Source organism: Streptomyces sp. NPDC127114 (assembly GCF_042677525.1).
Classification (GTDB): Bacteria; Actinomycetota; Actinomycetes; order Streptomycetales; family Streptomycetaceae; genus Streptomyces.
On sequence record NZ_JBHXTJ010000016.1, the window covers coordinates 94,276 to 106,868 of the forward strand.

Annotated in this window: 13 protein-coding genes; 3 read left to right on the forward strand and 10 right to left on the reverse strand. The window is 73.8% G+C overall.

The annotated features are described in order from the left end of the window. Positions 1-62: 62 nt before the first annotated feature. A complete protein-coding gene (locus ACFVGS_RS18595) occupies positions 63-629 on the reverse strand; it encodes an HAD domain-containing protein (protein ID WP_385693053.1) in 567 nt (188 codons plus the stop codon). Positions 630-721: 92 nt separating this feature from the next. Between ACFVGS_RS18595 and ACFVGS_RS18600 the strand changes: the two genes are divergently transcribed. Further along, positions 722-1,210, forward strand: coding sequence for a MarR family winged helix-turn-helix transcriptional regulator (locus ACFVGS_RS18600; RefSeq protein ID WP_385693054.1), 489 nt, complete (start codon positions 722-724; stop codon positions 1,208-1,210). A 74-nt stretch (positions 1,211-1,284) separates the two neighbouring features. Further along, a complete protein-coding gene (locus tag ACFVGS_RS18605; protein ID WP_385693055.1) occupies positions 1,285-2,733 on the forward strand; it encodes an MFS transporter in 1,449 nt (482 codons plus the stop codon). Here ACFVGS_RS18605 and ACFVGS_RS18610 read toward each other — a convergent pair. From ACFVGS_RS18610 to ACFVGS_RS18625, 4 genes are all read right to left on the reverse strand, one after another. Next, positions 2,723-4,930, reverse strand: a complete 2,208-nt coding sequence (locus tag ACFVGS_RS18610) for a HelD family protein (protein WP_385693056.1) — start codon at positions 4,928-4,930, stop codon at positions 2,723-2,725. The two genes, ACFVGS_RS18605 and ACFVGS_RS18610, sit on opposite strands and share 11 nt — an antisense overlap. A 40-nt stretch (positions 4,931-4,970) precedes the next feature. Continuing rightward, positions 4,971-5,660, reverse strand: coding sequence for a TetR family transcriptional regulator (locus ACFVGS_RS18615; RefSeq protein ID WP_384410061.1), 690 nt, complete (start codon positions 5,658-5,660; stop codon positions 4,971-4,973). Between the two features lie 73 nt (positions 5,661-5,733). Next, the gene (locus ACFVGS_RS18620) at positions 5,734-6,987 is read right to left on the reverse strand and encodes a GNAT family N-acetyltransferase (RefSeq protein WP_384410058.1); all 1,254 of its coding nucleotides are present in this window, start codon (positions 6,985-6,987) and stop codon (positions 5,734-5,736) included. Between the two features lie 166 nt (positions 6,988-7,153). Next, positions 7,154-7,774 carry an ABC transporter substrate-binding protein gene (locus ACFVGS_RS18625; RefSeq protein ID WP_384410055.1) on the reverse strand — a complete coding sequence of 207 codons (621 nt, stop codon included), beginning with the start codon at positions 7,772-7,774 and terminating at the stop codon, positions 7,154-7,156. Between the two features lie 150 nt (positions 7,775-7,924). Between ACFVGS_RS18625 and dtd the strand changes: the two genes are divergently transcribed. Further along, on the forward strand, positions 7,925-8,350 hold the full coding sequence (gene dtd, locus ACFVGS_RS18630) for a D-aminoacyl-tRNA deacylase (protein ID WP_384410052.1): 426 nt from the start codon (positions 7,925-7,927) through the stop codon (positions 8,348-8,350). 84 nt (positions 8,351-8,434) lie between these two features. Here dtd and ACFVGS_RS18635 read toward each other — a convergent pair whose 3' ends face one another. From ACFVGS_RS18635 to ACFVGS_RS18655, 5 genes are all read right to left on the reverse strand, one after another. Beyond that, positions 8,435-9,415 carry a YgfZ/GcvT domain-containing protein gene (locus tag ACFVGS_RS18635; RefSeq protein ID WP_384410049.1) on the reverse strand — a complete coding sequence of 327 codons (981 nt, stop codon included), beginning with the start codon at positions 9,413-9,415 and terminating at the stop codon, positions 8,435-8,437. Positions 9,416-9,438: 23 nt separating this feature from the next. Then, positions 9,439-9,876, reverse strand: coding sequence for a Fur family transcriptional regulator (locus ACFVGS_RS18640; protein WP_384410046.1), 438 nt, complete (start codon positions 9,874-9,876; stop codon positions 9,439-9,441). A 79-nt stretch (positions 9,877-9,955) separates the two neighbouring features. Further along, positions 9,956-10,528, reverse strand: coding sequence for an FABP family protein (locus tag ACFVGS_RS18645; RefSeq protein WP_384410043.1), 573 nt, complete (start codon positions 10,526-10,528; stop codon positions 9,956-9,958). A 246-nt stretch (positions 10,529-10,774) separates the two neighbouring features. Next, positions 10,775-11,776: a hypothetical protein gene (locus ACFVGS_RS18650; RefSeq protein ID WP_385693057.1), complete on the reverse strand. Its 1,002-nt coding sequence runs from the start codon at positions 11,774-11,776 to the stop codon at positions 10,775-10,777. Then, positions 11,773-12,576: a hypothetical protein gene (locus ACFVGS_RS18655; RefSeq protein ID WP_385693058.1), complete on the reverse strand. Its 804-nt coding sequence runs from the start codon at positions 12,574-12,576 to the stop codon at positions 11,773-11,775. The genes ACFVGS_RS18650 and ACFVGS_RS18655 overlap by 4 nt, the downstream gene beginning before the upstream one ends. Positions 12,577-12,593 lie beyond the last annotated feature (17 nt).

Consider the following 12,593-nt stretch of genomic DNA (forward strand, 5'->3'; position numbering starts at 1 on the left):
CTCGCGTTCGCCGCGGTCGGCTCACCCCCAGGCCGCGCTCACCCCATCACCCCGCGCCGCGGTCACCTCACCCCCGGGCCGCGTCCACCCGCCCAGGCCGCGACCGCCGCGTAGTCCGCCTCCGTGAGGCCCGTACGCGGATCCACGCGGCGCAGCAACGCGGGTGCGGGGTGGTGGATGCGGGCCCAGGTGCGGTCGGCCGGGGTGATCTCGTCGTCGAGCCAGACGTACGGGCGTCCCGCCGCCCAGGCGGCCAGCGGGCGGGTCTTCCAGTGGAGCCCCGCCCCGGCGCCGGCCGCGGCCACGGCGTCGGACACGGACACGGACACGCCGTCGGACACTGCCCCGGCCGCGGCGTCATCGTCGTCCGGCCAGGCCACCACCGGAAGCGGCGGCAGTCCGAGGCGCGGTGTGAGCACCTCGTTCGCCTCCTCGCCCCAGGTCGTGGCCCAGACGAGCTCGCCACCGAGCGCCGCGAGGGCCGTCAGCCGGGAGCCGTGGGCCGGGTCCACGCGGTGGAGCAGCGGGTGGGCGCCGGGCGGCGGTTCCGGGGCGTGGGCCGGGTAGGGGCCCGGCCCGCCGAACGGGACCAGAGGTCCGTCCACGTCGAGGAAGATCAGGAACCGCATCACCCCAGACTGCCACCGGCGGCCCCGCCGGGGCCACGCTTCGTCCGTTCGCCGATCGTCCGCAACGGAACCGTTCTCGTTACCCTGGCCGCATGACTGCCATGGCGCCCGCCCGCACCGAACCCGACCTCTCCTACCTCCTCGACCACTCCGGTCATGTGCTGCGCACGCAGATGGCCGCCCGGCTCGCCGAGATCGGACTGACCGCCCGTATGCACTGCGTGCTCGTCCACGCCCTGGAGGAGGAGCGGACGCAGGCCCAGCTCGCCGAGATCGGCGACATGGACAAGACCACGATGGTGGTCACCGTGGACGCCCTGGAGAAGGCGGGCCTCGCCGAACGGCGGCCGTCGAGCAGCGACCGGCGGGCGCGGATCATCGCGGTGACCGAGGAGGGCGCGAACGTCGCCGCCCGCAGCCAGAAGATCGTCGACGAGGTGCACGCGAGCGCCCTCGGCTCGCTGCCGGACGCCGAGCGCGAAGCCCTGGTCCGTGCGCTGAACCGACTGGTCACCGGGCATCTGGAGACGCCCGCCGAGGGTGCGCGCACCGCGCGGAGGGCACGCCAGTCCACCAAGTGAGACCGAGATAGATGGTCTGCAACAAAACTATCTGCTAGCGTCCTACCTGTCGCCCACTCGACAGGAGAACCGCCATGCGTACCTCCCGCTGGACCGCCCTCGGCGTCCTCGCCACCGCCATGCTGATGACCGTCCTCGACGGCAGCATCGTCACCGTCGCCATGCCCGCCATCCAGGCCGACCTCGGCTTCACCCCCGTCGGCCTGAGCTGGGTCGTCAACGCCTACCTCATCGCCTTCGGCGCCCTGCTCCTCCTCTCCGGCCGCCTCGGCGACCTCCTCGGACGGAAGCGGATGTTCCTCGCCGGGACCGCCGTCTTCACCGCGGCCTCGCTGCTCGCCGGGATCGCCGGCTCCCCCGGCCTCCTGATCGCCGCCCGCTTCCTCCAGGGCGTCGGCAGCGCGATGGCCTCCGCCGTCAGTCTCGGCATCCTCGTCACGCTCTTCACCGAACCCCGCGAACGCGCCAAGGCGATCGCCGTCTTCAGCTTCACCGGCGCCGCCGGTGCCTCCATCGGCCAGGTCGCCGGCGGTCTCCTCACCGACGCCCTCACCTGGAACTGGATCTTCTTCATCAACCTCCCCATCGGAGCCGCCGCACTCCTCCTCGCGCTCCCCGCCCTCCCCGCCGACCGCCCGGCACAGACCCGCGGCGGCGCGGACGTCATCGGCGCCCTGCTCGTCACCTCCGGCCTGACGACCGGCATCTACGCGGTCGTCAAGATCGAGGAGTACGGGGCCGGTTCGGCGCACACCCTCGGCCTGGGCGCCCTCGCGCTCGCCCTCCTCGCCGGCTTCCTGGTCCGCCAGGCCACCGCCGCCCAGCCCCTGATGCCGCTGCGGATCCTGCGCTCCCGAGCCGTCGCCGGGGCCAACCTGGTCCAGATGCTGATGGTCGCCGCGTTGTTCTCCTTCCAGATCCTGGTCGCGCTCCACCTCCAGAAGGTCCTCGGATACGGCGCCGCCGAGACCGGCCTCGCGATGCTGCCCGCCGCAGCGGTCATCGGCGCCGTCTCGCTCGGCCTCTCGGCCCGCCTCATCGCCCGTTTCGGCGAGCGGAACGTCCTGCTCACCGGCCTCGTACTCCTCGTCGGCGTGCTCGGCCTGCTCGCCCGGGTCCCGGTGCGCGCCTCGTACGCCGTCGACCTGCTGCCCGTGATGCTGCTCGCCGCCGGGTTCGGCCTCGCGCTGCCCGCCCTGACCTCGCTCGCCATGTCGGGCGCGAGGGAGGAGGACGCGGGCCTCGCCTCCGGCCTGTTCAACACGACCCAGCAGATCGGCATGGCCGTCGGCGTCGCCGTGCTCTCCACCCTGGCCGCCGCCCGCACCGAGTCCCTCACCGCGGCGGGCAGGCCCGCCGCCGAAGCCCTGACCGGCGGCTACCACCTCGCCTTCGCCGTCGGCGCCGGGCTCCTCGTCGCCGCCTTCGCGGTCGCCTTCGCCCTGCTCCGTACGCCGAGTAAGGCGGCGCCCCAGGGGCCGGACAGCGAGCAGCGCAGGCCCCAGGTCGCCCTCACCGCGTGAGCGCGGGCGGCAGCGGCTCGCGGTGCACCAGGTCGAGCCGGGACACCGCCCGCGTCAGCACGACGTACAGCCGGTGCAGGCCGCGCGGCTCGGCCGCCACGATCGCCGCGGGCTCGACGACCACGACATGGTCGTACTCCAGGCCCTTGGCGAGGGAGGCGGGCACGACGGAGACCCGGCCGCCGACATGACCACCGTGACGGCCGGACTCCCCGGACCCGCCCGACCCCCCGAACTGGCCGGGCTGGCCGGACTCCCCGGACCCGCCGGACCCGCCGGACCTGCTCGCGCCGTCGGAGCCGTCGGCTTCGCTGGAGCCGTCGGCGCCGTCCAGGCACTCGATGCCCGACTCCCGCAGCCGGCCGGCCAGCGCGTCCGCCGCGATCACGCCCACCGAGCCCTCCTCCGCCAGCGCCGCCCGCACCGCATCGGCCGCGCCCTCCACGAGGTCCGCCACCCGGCGCACGCCCACCGCGCCGCCCGCGCGCAGCGAACGCCCGGCCGGCACTCCGGCTCCGAGGTCCGGCAGGAGCCGGTTGGCGAGGTCCACGACGGCGGCCGGAACCCGGTACCCGGTGGTCAGCGGCACCACCGCCGCGTCCGGCTTGCCCAGGTGCGCCAGCTGCTCGCGCCAGTCGCGCGCCGCCCACGGCGTGGTTCCCTGGGCCAGGTCGCCGAGCACGGTCAGGGAGCCGAAGTCCGCGCGGCGCGCGATGGCCCGGCACTCCATGGGCGAGAGGTCCTGGGCCTCGTCGACGACGAGATGCCCGTATCCCTCGGGCCGCTCGATCAGCCCGGCCAGCTCGTCGAGGAGGACGAGGTCGGCGGCACTCCAGCGGGCACTGCGGTACGAACGCGGGGGCGTGGCCCAGCGGACGGCCGCCCGCTCCGCCGCCGTCAGCAGCTCGTCACCGGGAGCGGGGGCGGCGGGGCCGGTGGCCCCCGGGCCGGTGAGGAAGGCGTCCGGGTCAGTGAGGAAGGCGGCGAGCACCTCCTCCGGAGTGACCTTCGGCCAGCAGGCCTCCACCGCCGCCGACACCGGCCGGGCCCGCTCGATCCGGCGCACCCAGGCGGCGCCCTGCGGCCCGGCGCGCCGCTCGGCCTGGAGCTGGAGGGAGCGGACGATCCGGGCCCGTACCCGTTCGCGGCCGATCGCGTAGGGCGGGGCCTCCTTCCGTACGTCGGCGACGATCGCGGCGAGTTCACCGGCGGGCACGCGCCAGCGGTAGGAGCCGTCGGGCACGGCCAGGTCCTCGGCGGGCGACGGGTCGACCCGCGCGTACAGGGCCCGGCGGAGCACCTCGGCCATCCGCGGGTCGTGCTTGATCCGGGCCGCGGCCTCGCCGTCCTCGGCGCGCACCTCGTGCCGGGCGATCTCCTCGGCGACCGTCGACTGGCGCACTCCGGTCTCGCCGAGGGCGGGCAGCACCTCGGAGATGTAGGAGAGGAAGGTGCGGTTGGGGCCGAGGACGAGGAGTCCGGAGCGCTGGAGGCGCTGCGGGTGGGTGTAGAGGAGGTACGCGGCCCGGTGCAGGCCGACGGCGGTCTTGCCGGTGCCGGGCGCGCCCTGCACGCAGAGGGAGTCGGCGGGCCCGGAGCGCACGAGGTCGTCCTGCTCGGGCTGGAGGGTCGCGGCGATGTCCCGCATGGGGCCGACGCGCGGCCGCTCGATCTCTCCGGCGAGGATCCCGCTCACGCCGGAATCCCCGGCCGCGGAGCCCCCGCCCTCCTCCGCCGGCGGTCCGCCCGTCAGCCGCTCGTCCTCCATCGCGGTCAGGTCCTCGGTCGCGCCGAGACTGCCCGGGGCCCAGCCGAACCGGCGGCGCCGGACGACGCCCTGCGGGTCCTGCGGCCCCGCCTGGTAGTACGCGCGGGAGACGGGCGCCCGCCAGTCGACGACGAGCGGCGGGGCGGACGGGTGCTCGGCGATCCGGCGGCGGCCGATGTGGTGGACCTGCCCGTCCTCGCGGTCGAGGCGGCCGAAGAACAGCGGGCCCGGCGGCATCTCGCGGAAGACCTTGGCGCGGCTGCGCAGGTGGTATCCGAGCGCCTCGGCGTCGGCCCCGGAGGCGGCGGTGTCCTCGCCGACGACGACCTGTTCCTCGACGTCCTCGGTCATGCGGGCGAGGGCGGCGCGGCAGGCGTCGTGGTGTGCGCGTTCCTGGTCGAGGTCATGGCGGAGCGACTGCGGCTTCATGAACCCCAGGATAGACGAAAACGTTACTCGGTTACATTTTTTACGAAGTCACATCGCTCCCTCCGTACGGCAGGCCCTCCGCCAGCCGCCGGAACGCGTCCCGCGTCGCCGCCTCCGCCTCCGGCAACAGCTCCTCGACCTTCTCCCCCGCCGTGATCCGCCGTACGTTCTCGTGCGCGAGGACCCGCAGCACCGCCACGATCTGTGCCGCGGCCAGCCGCGCCACCAACGGGTCGCCACCGCCACGCGGACGGGCCGCGGCGTCCGCCGGCGCACCGGCCGGCGCGGCCGCCAGCGCCTCCGCCAGCGCCGCCTCCGAGCGGCCCTGGTACTCCGACATGCGGGCGACCAGCGCGGGCGTGCCGTACAGGAGGCGCAGGAACGCGAGGACGCCCGGCGCGTCGTTGAGACCCGTCACCGGGTCGCGCCGGGCCAGGCCCGCGAGCACGTGGTCGCGCAGCGCGTCGAGCGGCGCGACGCCGGCCTCCCGCGCGGCGGCCACCACCCGGGCCGGCTCGTCCTCGTGGTCGGCGAACCGGTACAGCGCCAGGTCCTCCTTGGCGGGGAAGTAGCGGAACAGCGTCGGCTTCGACACCTCCGCCGCCGCGGCGACCTCCGCGACCGACACCGCGTCGAAGCCCTTCTCCAGGAAGAGCCCGATGGCCACCTCGGAGAGCGTCTGCCGCGTCCGCTCCTTCTTCAGCTCCCGCAGCCCGCTCACGAAACCCACGCCCTCCTCAGGCACCGCATGCTCCACACGCCCACCACGCCGAGGACGCCCCGCATGTCGCCCATGCTCTCGATCAGAAGATGTCCATGCTCCACGGTCGCCGTGAGGTCCGCAGCAGCAGGTCCGCCCTCGCCGCCGCCCCGGCGACGGACTCGTCGATCCGGCCGAGCGCGGCGAGCCGTACGGCCGACTCGTCACCGAGGGCCAGCGTCGCCAGGTCGGCCACGTCCAGGACGAGGTCGGGCGAGGCGTCGGCCGGCACGCAGGCGCCGCCCTCCGGCGAGGCGTCGAGCCGGAAACGCCCGCCCGCGAACCCGGCCGCGTCCTTCACGTCCAGGACCAGGCTGCCCTCCGTCGCGTACGTGCGCGGTTCCAGCACCTTCGGCACGTCCAGGACCCGCATCCAGACCATGTCCGCGTGCGTCAGGACCGCTGCGGCGCGCGGGTCGGGCAGCAGCAGCGGCACGATGTCGTCCGGTGCGCGGTAGCCGGTCTTCACACGGGTGATCCAGTCGACCGAGCAGACGTAACGCCACAGCGCGCGCTCGGCGGCCGGGGTGACGGCGATGAGGTCGCGCACGCTCGCCGTGTTCACCGGCTGCTTGTTGTCGTTCCACCGGTCGTCCGCCGTGTACGCGACATAGCCCTCGACGTCCCCGGACTCGGAGCGGTAGACGGCGTAGAACGGCTCGTGCCAGGGGTCGGAGGCGTACGCGTTGCCCGTACCGACGTCCCATGCCCGGGCCGTACGGTCCGTGATCCCGGCCCGCTGCACGGCGAGCGCGCGGTGCAGCGCCGGGCCCTCCTTGCGGATCTCGGCGCCGTCGGAGAAGTCGATGCGCCCGCCGCCGTCCTCCGCGGTCGGCCCCGACCAGCGGCGGTCGAACCCGGAGCGCGTCACGTCGATCGCCCACTCGGTGATCCAGCTGGCCGCGCCGAAGCCGTACCGCCCGTAGATCGGGTACTCGGCGGCGATCAGCGTCGCGCACGCGTCGCCCCGCTCCTTCGCGAGCGCCAGGTCGTCGGCCATCATCCGGCTGAGCAGCCCGCGCCTGCGGTGCGTCGGGGCGACCGTGACGCCGGTGACCGCGTCGGCCGCCAGGTCCGCGCCGCCCACCGTGCTCAGCCGCTGGCCGTACGACTGGAAGGTGGCGACCATCCGGCCGCGCTCGAAGGCGCCGTACGTCCGGGAGAGATCGGTGTGCGGCAGCCTGTCCGCGACCTCCTCGTCCGCCACCGCCACGGGAGGCCTGAGGAAGCCCACCCGCCTGACCCGCAGCCATTCGGGGAACTCCGACTCGTCGATCGCGCGCACCTCAAGGCTCATCCTTCGAGGCTATGCGCGAGCGAGCGCGGCCCGCACGCGACTTTCCGCGGGCGCGGACGGGGCGGAGAAGGGCCGCCGGCAGGCGCGGGGGGCGCGAGAGCCACAGGCAGGCGCGGGGCGCCGACGCGGCCCCTCGGCGGCCGGCACCGCACCACGCCCCACCACCTCATGCCAGCAGGTCGTCGACCTGTGCCTCGCCCTCGCGGTAGCGGCGGGCGATCTCCGCGCTGCAGTCGTCGGCGGTCCGCTGGAGCTGCTGCCGACGGCGCGAGACCTGCTGCTCGTAGCCCGCGAGCCGCCCCATCGCCGCGTGCAGCTCCTCGTCCGTACGGGCCGTCAGGTCCGACAGCTCGACCTCCGACAGCATCTCGGCCGCGAGCCGCCGGTACTCCTCGCCGCGCGGCGTCGACAGCGTCACGTGCCGCGCCGAACGCGCCACCGCCCCGGGCCGGGACGGCGTGTCCGCGAGGATCTCCGACAGCCGGTCCAGGACCGGCGCCTCCGGGTCGGTCCGCCGTGCCAGCTCGGCCCGCAGGATGTCGATCCGCCCCTGCAGCATCCGCCGGACGTAGCTGAGGTCGGCCTCGTCGCCCTGCGCGTCACGGCGCAGCGCCCGCAACTCGGGCAGCCGCAGCGCGGCGAGGTCCGGCTCGGGCCGGTCCGGCAGGTCGGGTCCGGCGGTCCGCTGCACGGGCGGGCGCCCGACGGCACGTCCGGCGGCTGCGCCGCCGGCGCGGGTCAGCGGTACGGGACCGGACGGCGTCTGCCCGGCGCCAGGTGCACTCATGTGAATCGTCCCCTCGACCGGTGCGGAACCGCACCGCCTGACACGCATGGTGCCACTCCCGCCCCGGCACACGCAGGCGGTCTGCACCCGTTCGGCCCTCGACATGCCCTCGATGGGTCGGCCGGTGGGACGATCGGTAGGTTGGTCGGTATGCGAGCAGTGGTGCAGCGGGTGGACGGCGCGAGCGTCGTCGTGGCAGGGGAGACGGTCGGCGAGATCGTCGGCGAGGGGCTGTGCGTCCTGGTCGGCGTGACCCACGACGACACTCCCGAGAAGGCCGCGCAATTGGCCAGAAAGCTCTGGTCCGTACGGGTACTGGAGGGCGAGAAGTCCTGCTCCGACGTGAACGCGCCGCTGCTCGTCATCTCCCAGTTCACCCTCTACGGAGACGCCCGCAAGGGCCGCCGCCCCACCTGGAACGCGGCCGCGCCCGGCCCGGTCGCCGAACCGCTCGTCGACGAGGTCGTCGCCCGGCTGCGGCAGCTGGGCGCGCACGTGGAGACGGGCCGGTTCGGAGCGGACATGCGCGTGTCGCTCACGAATCACGGCCCGTTCACGGTGCTGCTGGAGGTCTGAGCCCGGGCCAAGGGCTTCCGCGCCCGGAGCCCCCGGCCCGAGGGCGCGCCGCCCGGGGCGCCCTGGAGCCCCGGGCACTGCGCCCTACGGCTCGACGACGGTCTCCTGCGCCGCGGCCGTCGTCCCCGCGATCAGGTCCGCGTCCACCGGCACGTTCCGCTTCACCAGGCCGAGGGCGATCGGCCCCAGCTCGTGGTGGCGCACCGCCGTCGTGACGAAGCCCAGCTGACGGCCCTCGGGACCGTCCGCGGCGAGCCGCAGCGGCGTGCCGTGCCCCGGCAGGTGCACCTCGCTGCCGTCCAGGTGCAGGAAGACGAGCCGACGCGGCGGCTTGCCCAGGTTGTGCACGCGGGCGACGGTCTCCTGGCCGCGGTAGCAGCCCTTCTGGAGGTGGACGGCGCTGCCGATCAGGCCGATCTCGTGCGGGATGGTCCGGTGGTCGGTCTCGAAACCGAGCCGCGGCCGGTGCGCCTCGACGCGCAGCGCCTCGTACGCCAGGACGCCGGCGGCCGGCCCGTGCGAGGAGGCGAACGCCTCCAGGTCACCGCGCGGCAGGAACAGGTCGCGACCGTGCGGGGTCTCCCGTACGACCACGCCCTCGGGCACCTCGGCGATGGAACCGGCCGGCAGGTGGACGACCGCGAAGTCCTCCGTGCGGTCCGCGACCTCGACCCGGTAGAAGAACTTCATCGACTCCAGGTACGCGACGAGCTCCGCCTGCGTGCCCGGCTCGACGTGCGCCCAGACCGTCTCGCCGTCGTCGACGAGGTACAGCGCGTGCTCGATGTGCCCGTTCGCGGAGAGGATCAGCGCCTCGGTGGCCAGGCCGGCCGGAAGCTCGCTGACGTGCTGGGTGAGCAGCAGGTGCAGCCAGCTCAGCCGGTCGTCACCGGTGACGGTCACGACACCGCGGTGGGAGAGGTCGACGAAACCGGTGCCGTCGGCGAGGGTCCGCTGCTCGCGGAACAGATCGCCGTAGTGCGCGGCGACGCCTTCGTCACGGCCTTCGGCGGGGACGGCGCCGGGCAGGGACAGCAGAGGGCTGAGCTGTGAATGTCGCTGCATGGGAAAAGCCTACGACTCGACGGCTACGACCCGGCGTCGGCGTGCTTCCGCGCGCAGTCCCGGCACCGGCCGAAGATGGCGAAGTGCTTCATGTCGGTCTCGAAGCCGAAGGTCTCGCGGAGCTTCCCGGTGAAGTCGGCGGCCACCTCCACGTCCGCCTCGATGACCTCGGAGCAGTCCCGGCAGACCAGGTGCAGATGGTGGTGCCGGTCGGCGAGGTGATAGGTCGGCGCCCCGTGCCCCAGATGGGCGTGGCTGACCAGACCGAGCTCCTCCAGGAGCTCCAGGGTCCGGTAGACGGTGGAGATGTTCACGCCGGAGGCGGTCTTGCGGACCTCGGCGAGGATGTCGTCCGGGGTGGCGTGCTCCAGCGCGTCCACCGCCTCGAGGACAAGCTGGCGCTGAGGCGTCAGCCGGTAACCCCGCTGCCTCAGATCGCTCTTCCAGTCGGTGCTCACCACGCCCCCAGTCTGACACGGAGCGGGCGTGCCCGAAGGCCCGCAGGCAGTGGCCGGCGGGCCCTCGGGAAGAACGGTCGCCCTACTTGAAGAAGGCGATGCCGTCGTCGGGCATGTCCGGGAGGTTGCGCGCCATCTCGGCGACCTCCTCCGGGGTGACGACCTTCTTCAGGTGCGCCGACATGTAGGGGCGCAGCGGCACCTCGGGGGTGGCCTTCTCGCCGACCCACATCAGGTCGCTCTTGACGTAGCCGTAGAGACGCTTGCCACCGCTGTACGGGCCGGAGGCCTCCGTGCGGGCGACGGCGTCCGTCACGATGTCGATCTGCGGCTTCTGGTCGGCGAGCTCGCCGTACCAGACCTCGACCACGCCCTGGTCACGGACCATGACGACCTCGACCTTGCGGTCCTTGTCGATGCGCCAGTAGCCGCTCTCGCTCTCCAGGGGGCGCACCTTGTTGCCCTCGGCGTCGAGGACCCAGGTCTGCGAGCGGTACTCGAGGAAGTCCCGGCCGTCGTGGCTGAAGGTCACCGACTGGCCGAAGTTGCACTTCTCGGCACCGGGGAAGTCGGAGACGCCCGCGCCCTCCCACGTACCGAGCAGGAACGCGAGGGGGACGAGCCCCGGGTTGAGATCGGACGGAATCTGGATCATGAGCAACTCAGGCGATCTGTGTGGAGGCGATCTGTGGAGGGCGTGCGTTCGGGGAACGCGGTCAGCGCTGGCCCTGGTACAGCTTCTTCACGGTCAGACCGGCGAAGGCGAGCACCGCGACGCAGACCAGCGCGAGCAGGACTTCGAAAAAGACGATCACTTGGTGCTCCTCGGTGAGCGGTGAAGGCGGACGGGCCGGCCCCCAGCTTAGTGGGCGGGGGCCGGACCCTCTCGGTGAGGTGGGCCTCAGCCGAGCAGCTGGTTCTGCAGGGTCACCGTCTGCTGGAAGGGCACGGCCGCGGCCTCGCCCTTGCGGGACTGGACGACGAGGGCGAGGGTGTCGCCCGCCTGGATGTAGGCCCAGCGGGTCTGCTCGGGGCCGTAGGGCTTCTTCTCGGCGACCGCGTACAGCGCCGTGTCCGGGACCCGTACGTCGTCGCCGAGCGGCTCGGTCTCGACGTACTGCACACCGTCCAGGAGCACCGCGTCCGCCGAGCCCGCGTTCAGGGCCTCGTCCTTGAACGTCTCCGAGAAGGCGACCGACTTGAAACGCAGCAGGTAGACGGCGCTCTTGGTGCCGTCCGGCATCGTCCAGGCGCGGGCGGTGACGTGACGCAGCGCCGAGTCGTCCAGCGCCTGCTTCAGGTCGTCGCGCTGGTCCTTCGCGTAGAGGGAGAGGTACTGGTCCACGCCCACCCAGCCGCCGTCCCGCTCGGGGTCGACGGTCGCGCCGGCGGGCGCGGGCAGCAGCAGCTTGTTCAGCTCGGCGTGGTGGACCTCGCCCTCGTTGCCGTCGGTGAAGGGCCGCGGGGACCCTTCGGGCAGCGGCGGCAGGCTCAGCTTCGGGTACGCCCAGCGGCCGTCGCTCTCCGTCGCGAGACCGGGCACGTCGGTGCGCTCCATCGAGGTGATGGCGGCGGCGGTCCCGGCCCCGAGCCCGCCACAGACGACGACGGCGGCGGCCCAGCGGGCGACGGCCCCGAGGACACGGCGGGAGCGGGCGGGGGCGGTCGGTGCCGCCTCCAGGGCGTGAGGGTCGCCGGGCGCGCCGGGCTCGGCGGGCGCGCCGGGCGCGGCGGGTGCGGCGGGCTCGCCGGGCCCGGCGGGTGCGGCGGGTGCGGCGGGCGCCACGGGTGGCCTCGCCTCCGCCGTCACCTTCCCGGGCGTGACCTCGGGCGTCGCCTCGGCCGTCGCCTCCCCGGGCGTCGCCTCGGGCGTCGTGCCGTCCGTCGGCTCGGTCACGGTCATACGTACTCCCCCGGGGACTTGATGTGGTCGAGCTGCTTCTTCACCAGCTCGGCGACGGCGGACCTGTCGAAGGGCCGGGTGCCAGAGGCGGTGACGGTGACGGAGTACTCGGAGTCGTGCGCGGAGCAGACCATGCCGTCGAGGCTGTTCTCCCGCTCCTCCTCGTCCCCGCCCTTCGGCTGCGGCATCACCCAGCAGGCGGCGTTCTTGTGGCCGTCGATCCTCGGCCCCTTGGGGAACTTCAGGATGCCGGCGACCTCGGAGCGCAGCTCGTGCATCTCGGCGCCGAACTTCTTGTTCTTGAGGTGCACCACCTGGATGTCGACGACGACGGTGGCCTCCTCCGCCTCGTAGGAGCGCATGGCGATGCCCTGGATGCCGAGCTTGTCGACGCGCTTCTCGAAGTCGCGGCGCTTCTTGCCGGTCAGGCCCTTGCCCGCCTGCTTGAGCAGGGCGCGGGCATCGCGTGCGCTGACCTCGCCGTCGTTGCCGTACTGCTCGATGTCGGGCCCGAGCTCGTAGTCCTCGGGCACCGGGAGCAGCAGCTTGCTCAGCGGCGTGGTGGCCCGCCCCTTGCCGAGGTTCTCGGCGGCCGGGTCCTTGCTCGGGTCGTCCGGCTCCTCCCAGGCGACGGTGGGCGCGGTGCGGTCGGCCCCGGCGACGGTGACACCGGTGAAGGTCGCGCCGGCGCCGACGCCGAGGACGAGGACTCCGGTGAGGACGTACGGGAGGATCCGGCGCGGGGTGCGCGGCACGGCGGCCGGGGTGGCGTCGGTGTCGGGAACGTTCTGCTCGTCCATGGTGGTGCTCTCCTCGC

Bases quoted from the DNA above. Each gene is read 5' to 3' on its own strand.
- ACFVGS_RS18600 (WP_385693054.1), top strand. From the start codon at position 722: ATGACTGCCATGGCGCCCGCCCGCACCGAACCCGACCTCTCCTACCTC.
- dtd (WP_384410052.1), top strand. From the start codon at position 7,925: ATGCGAGCAGTGGTGCAGCGGGTGGACGGCGCGAGCGTCGTCGTGGCA.
- ACFVGS_RS18655 (WP_385693058.1), bottom strand. From the start codon at position 12,576: ATGGACGAGCAGAACGTTCCCGACACCGACGCCACCCCGGCCGCCGTG.
- ACFVGS_RS18595 (WP_385693053.1), bottom strand. From the start codon at position 629: ATGCGGTTCCTGATCTTCCTCGACGTGGACGGACCTCTGGTCCCGTTC.
- ACFVGS_RS18625 (WP_384410055.1), bottom strand. From the start codon at position 7,774: ATGAGTGCACCTGGCGCCGGGCAGACGCCGTCCGGTCCCGTACCGCTG.
- ACFVGS_RS18635 (WP_384410049.1), bottom strand. From the start codon at position 9,415: ATGCAGCGACATTCACAGCTCAGCCCTCTGCTGTCCCTGCCCGGCGCC.
- ACFVGS_RS18605 (WP_385693055.1), top strand. From the start codon at position 1,285: ATGCGTACCTCCCGCTGGACCGCCCTCGGCGTCCTCGCCACCGCCATG.
- ACFVGS_RS18650 (WP_385693057.1), bottom strand. From the start codon at position 11,776: ATGACCGTGACCGAGCCGACGGACGGCACGACGCCCGAGGCGACGCCC.
- ACFVGS_RS18620 (WP_384410058.1), bottom strand. From the start codon at position 6,987: ATGAGCCTTGAGGTGCGCGCGATCGACGAGTCGGAGTTCCCCGAATGG.
- ACFVGS_RS18645 (WP_384410043.1), bottom strand. From the start codon at position 10,528: ATGATCCAGATTCCGTCCGATCTCAACCCGGGGCTCGTCCCCCTCGCG.
- ACFVGS_RS18610 (WP_385693056.1), bottom strand. From the start codon at position 4,930: ATGAAGCCGCAGTCGCTCCGCCATGACCTCGACCAGGAACGCGCACAC.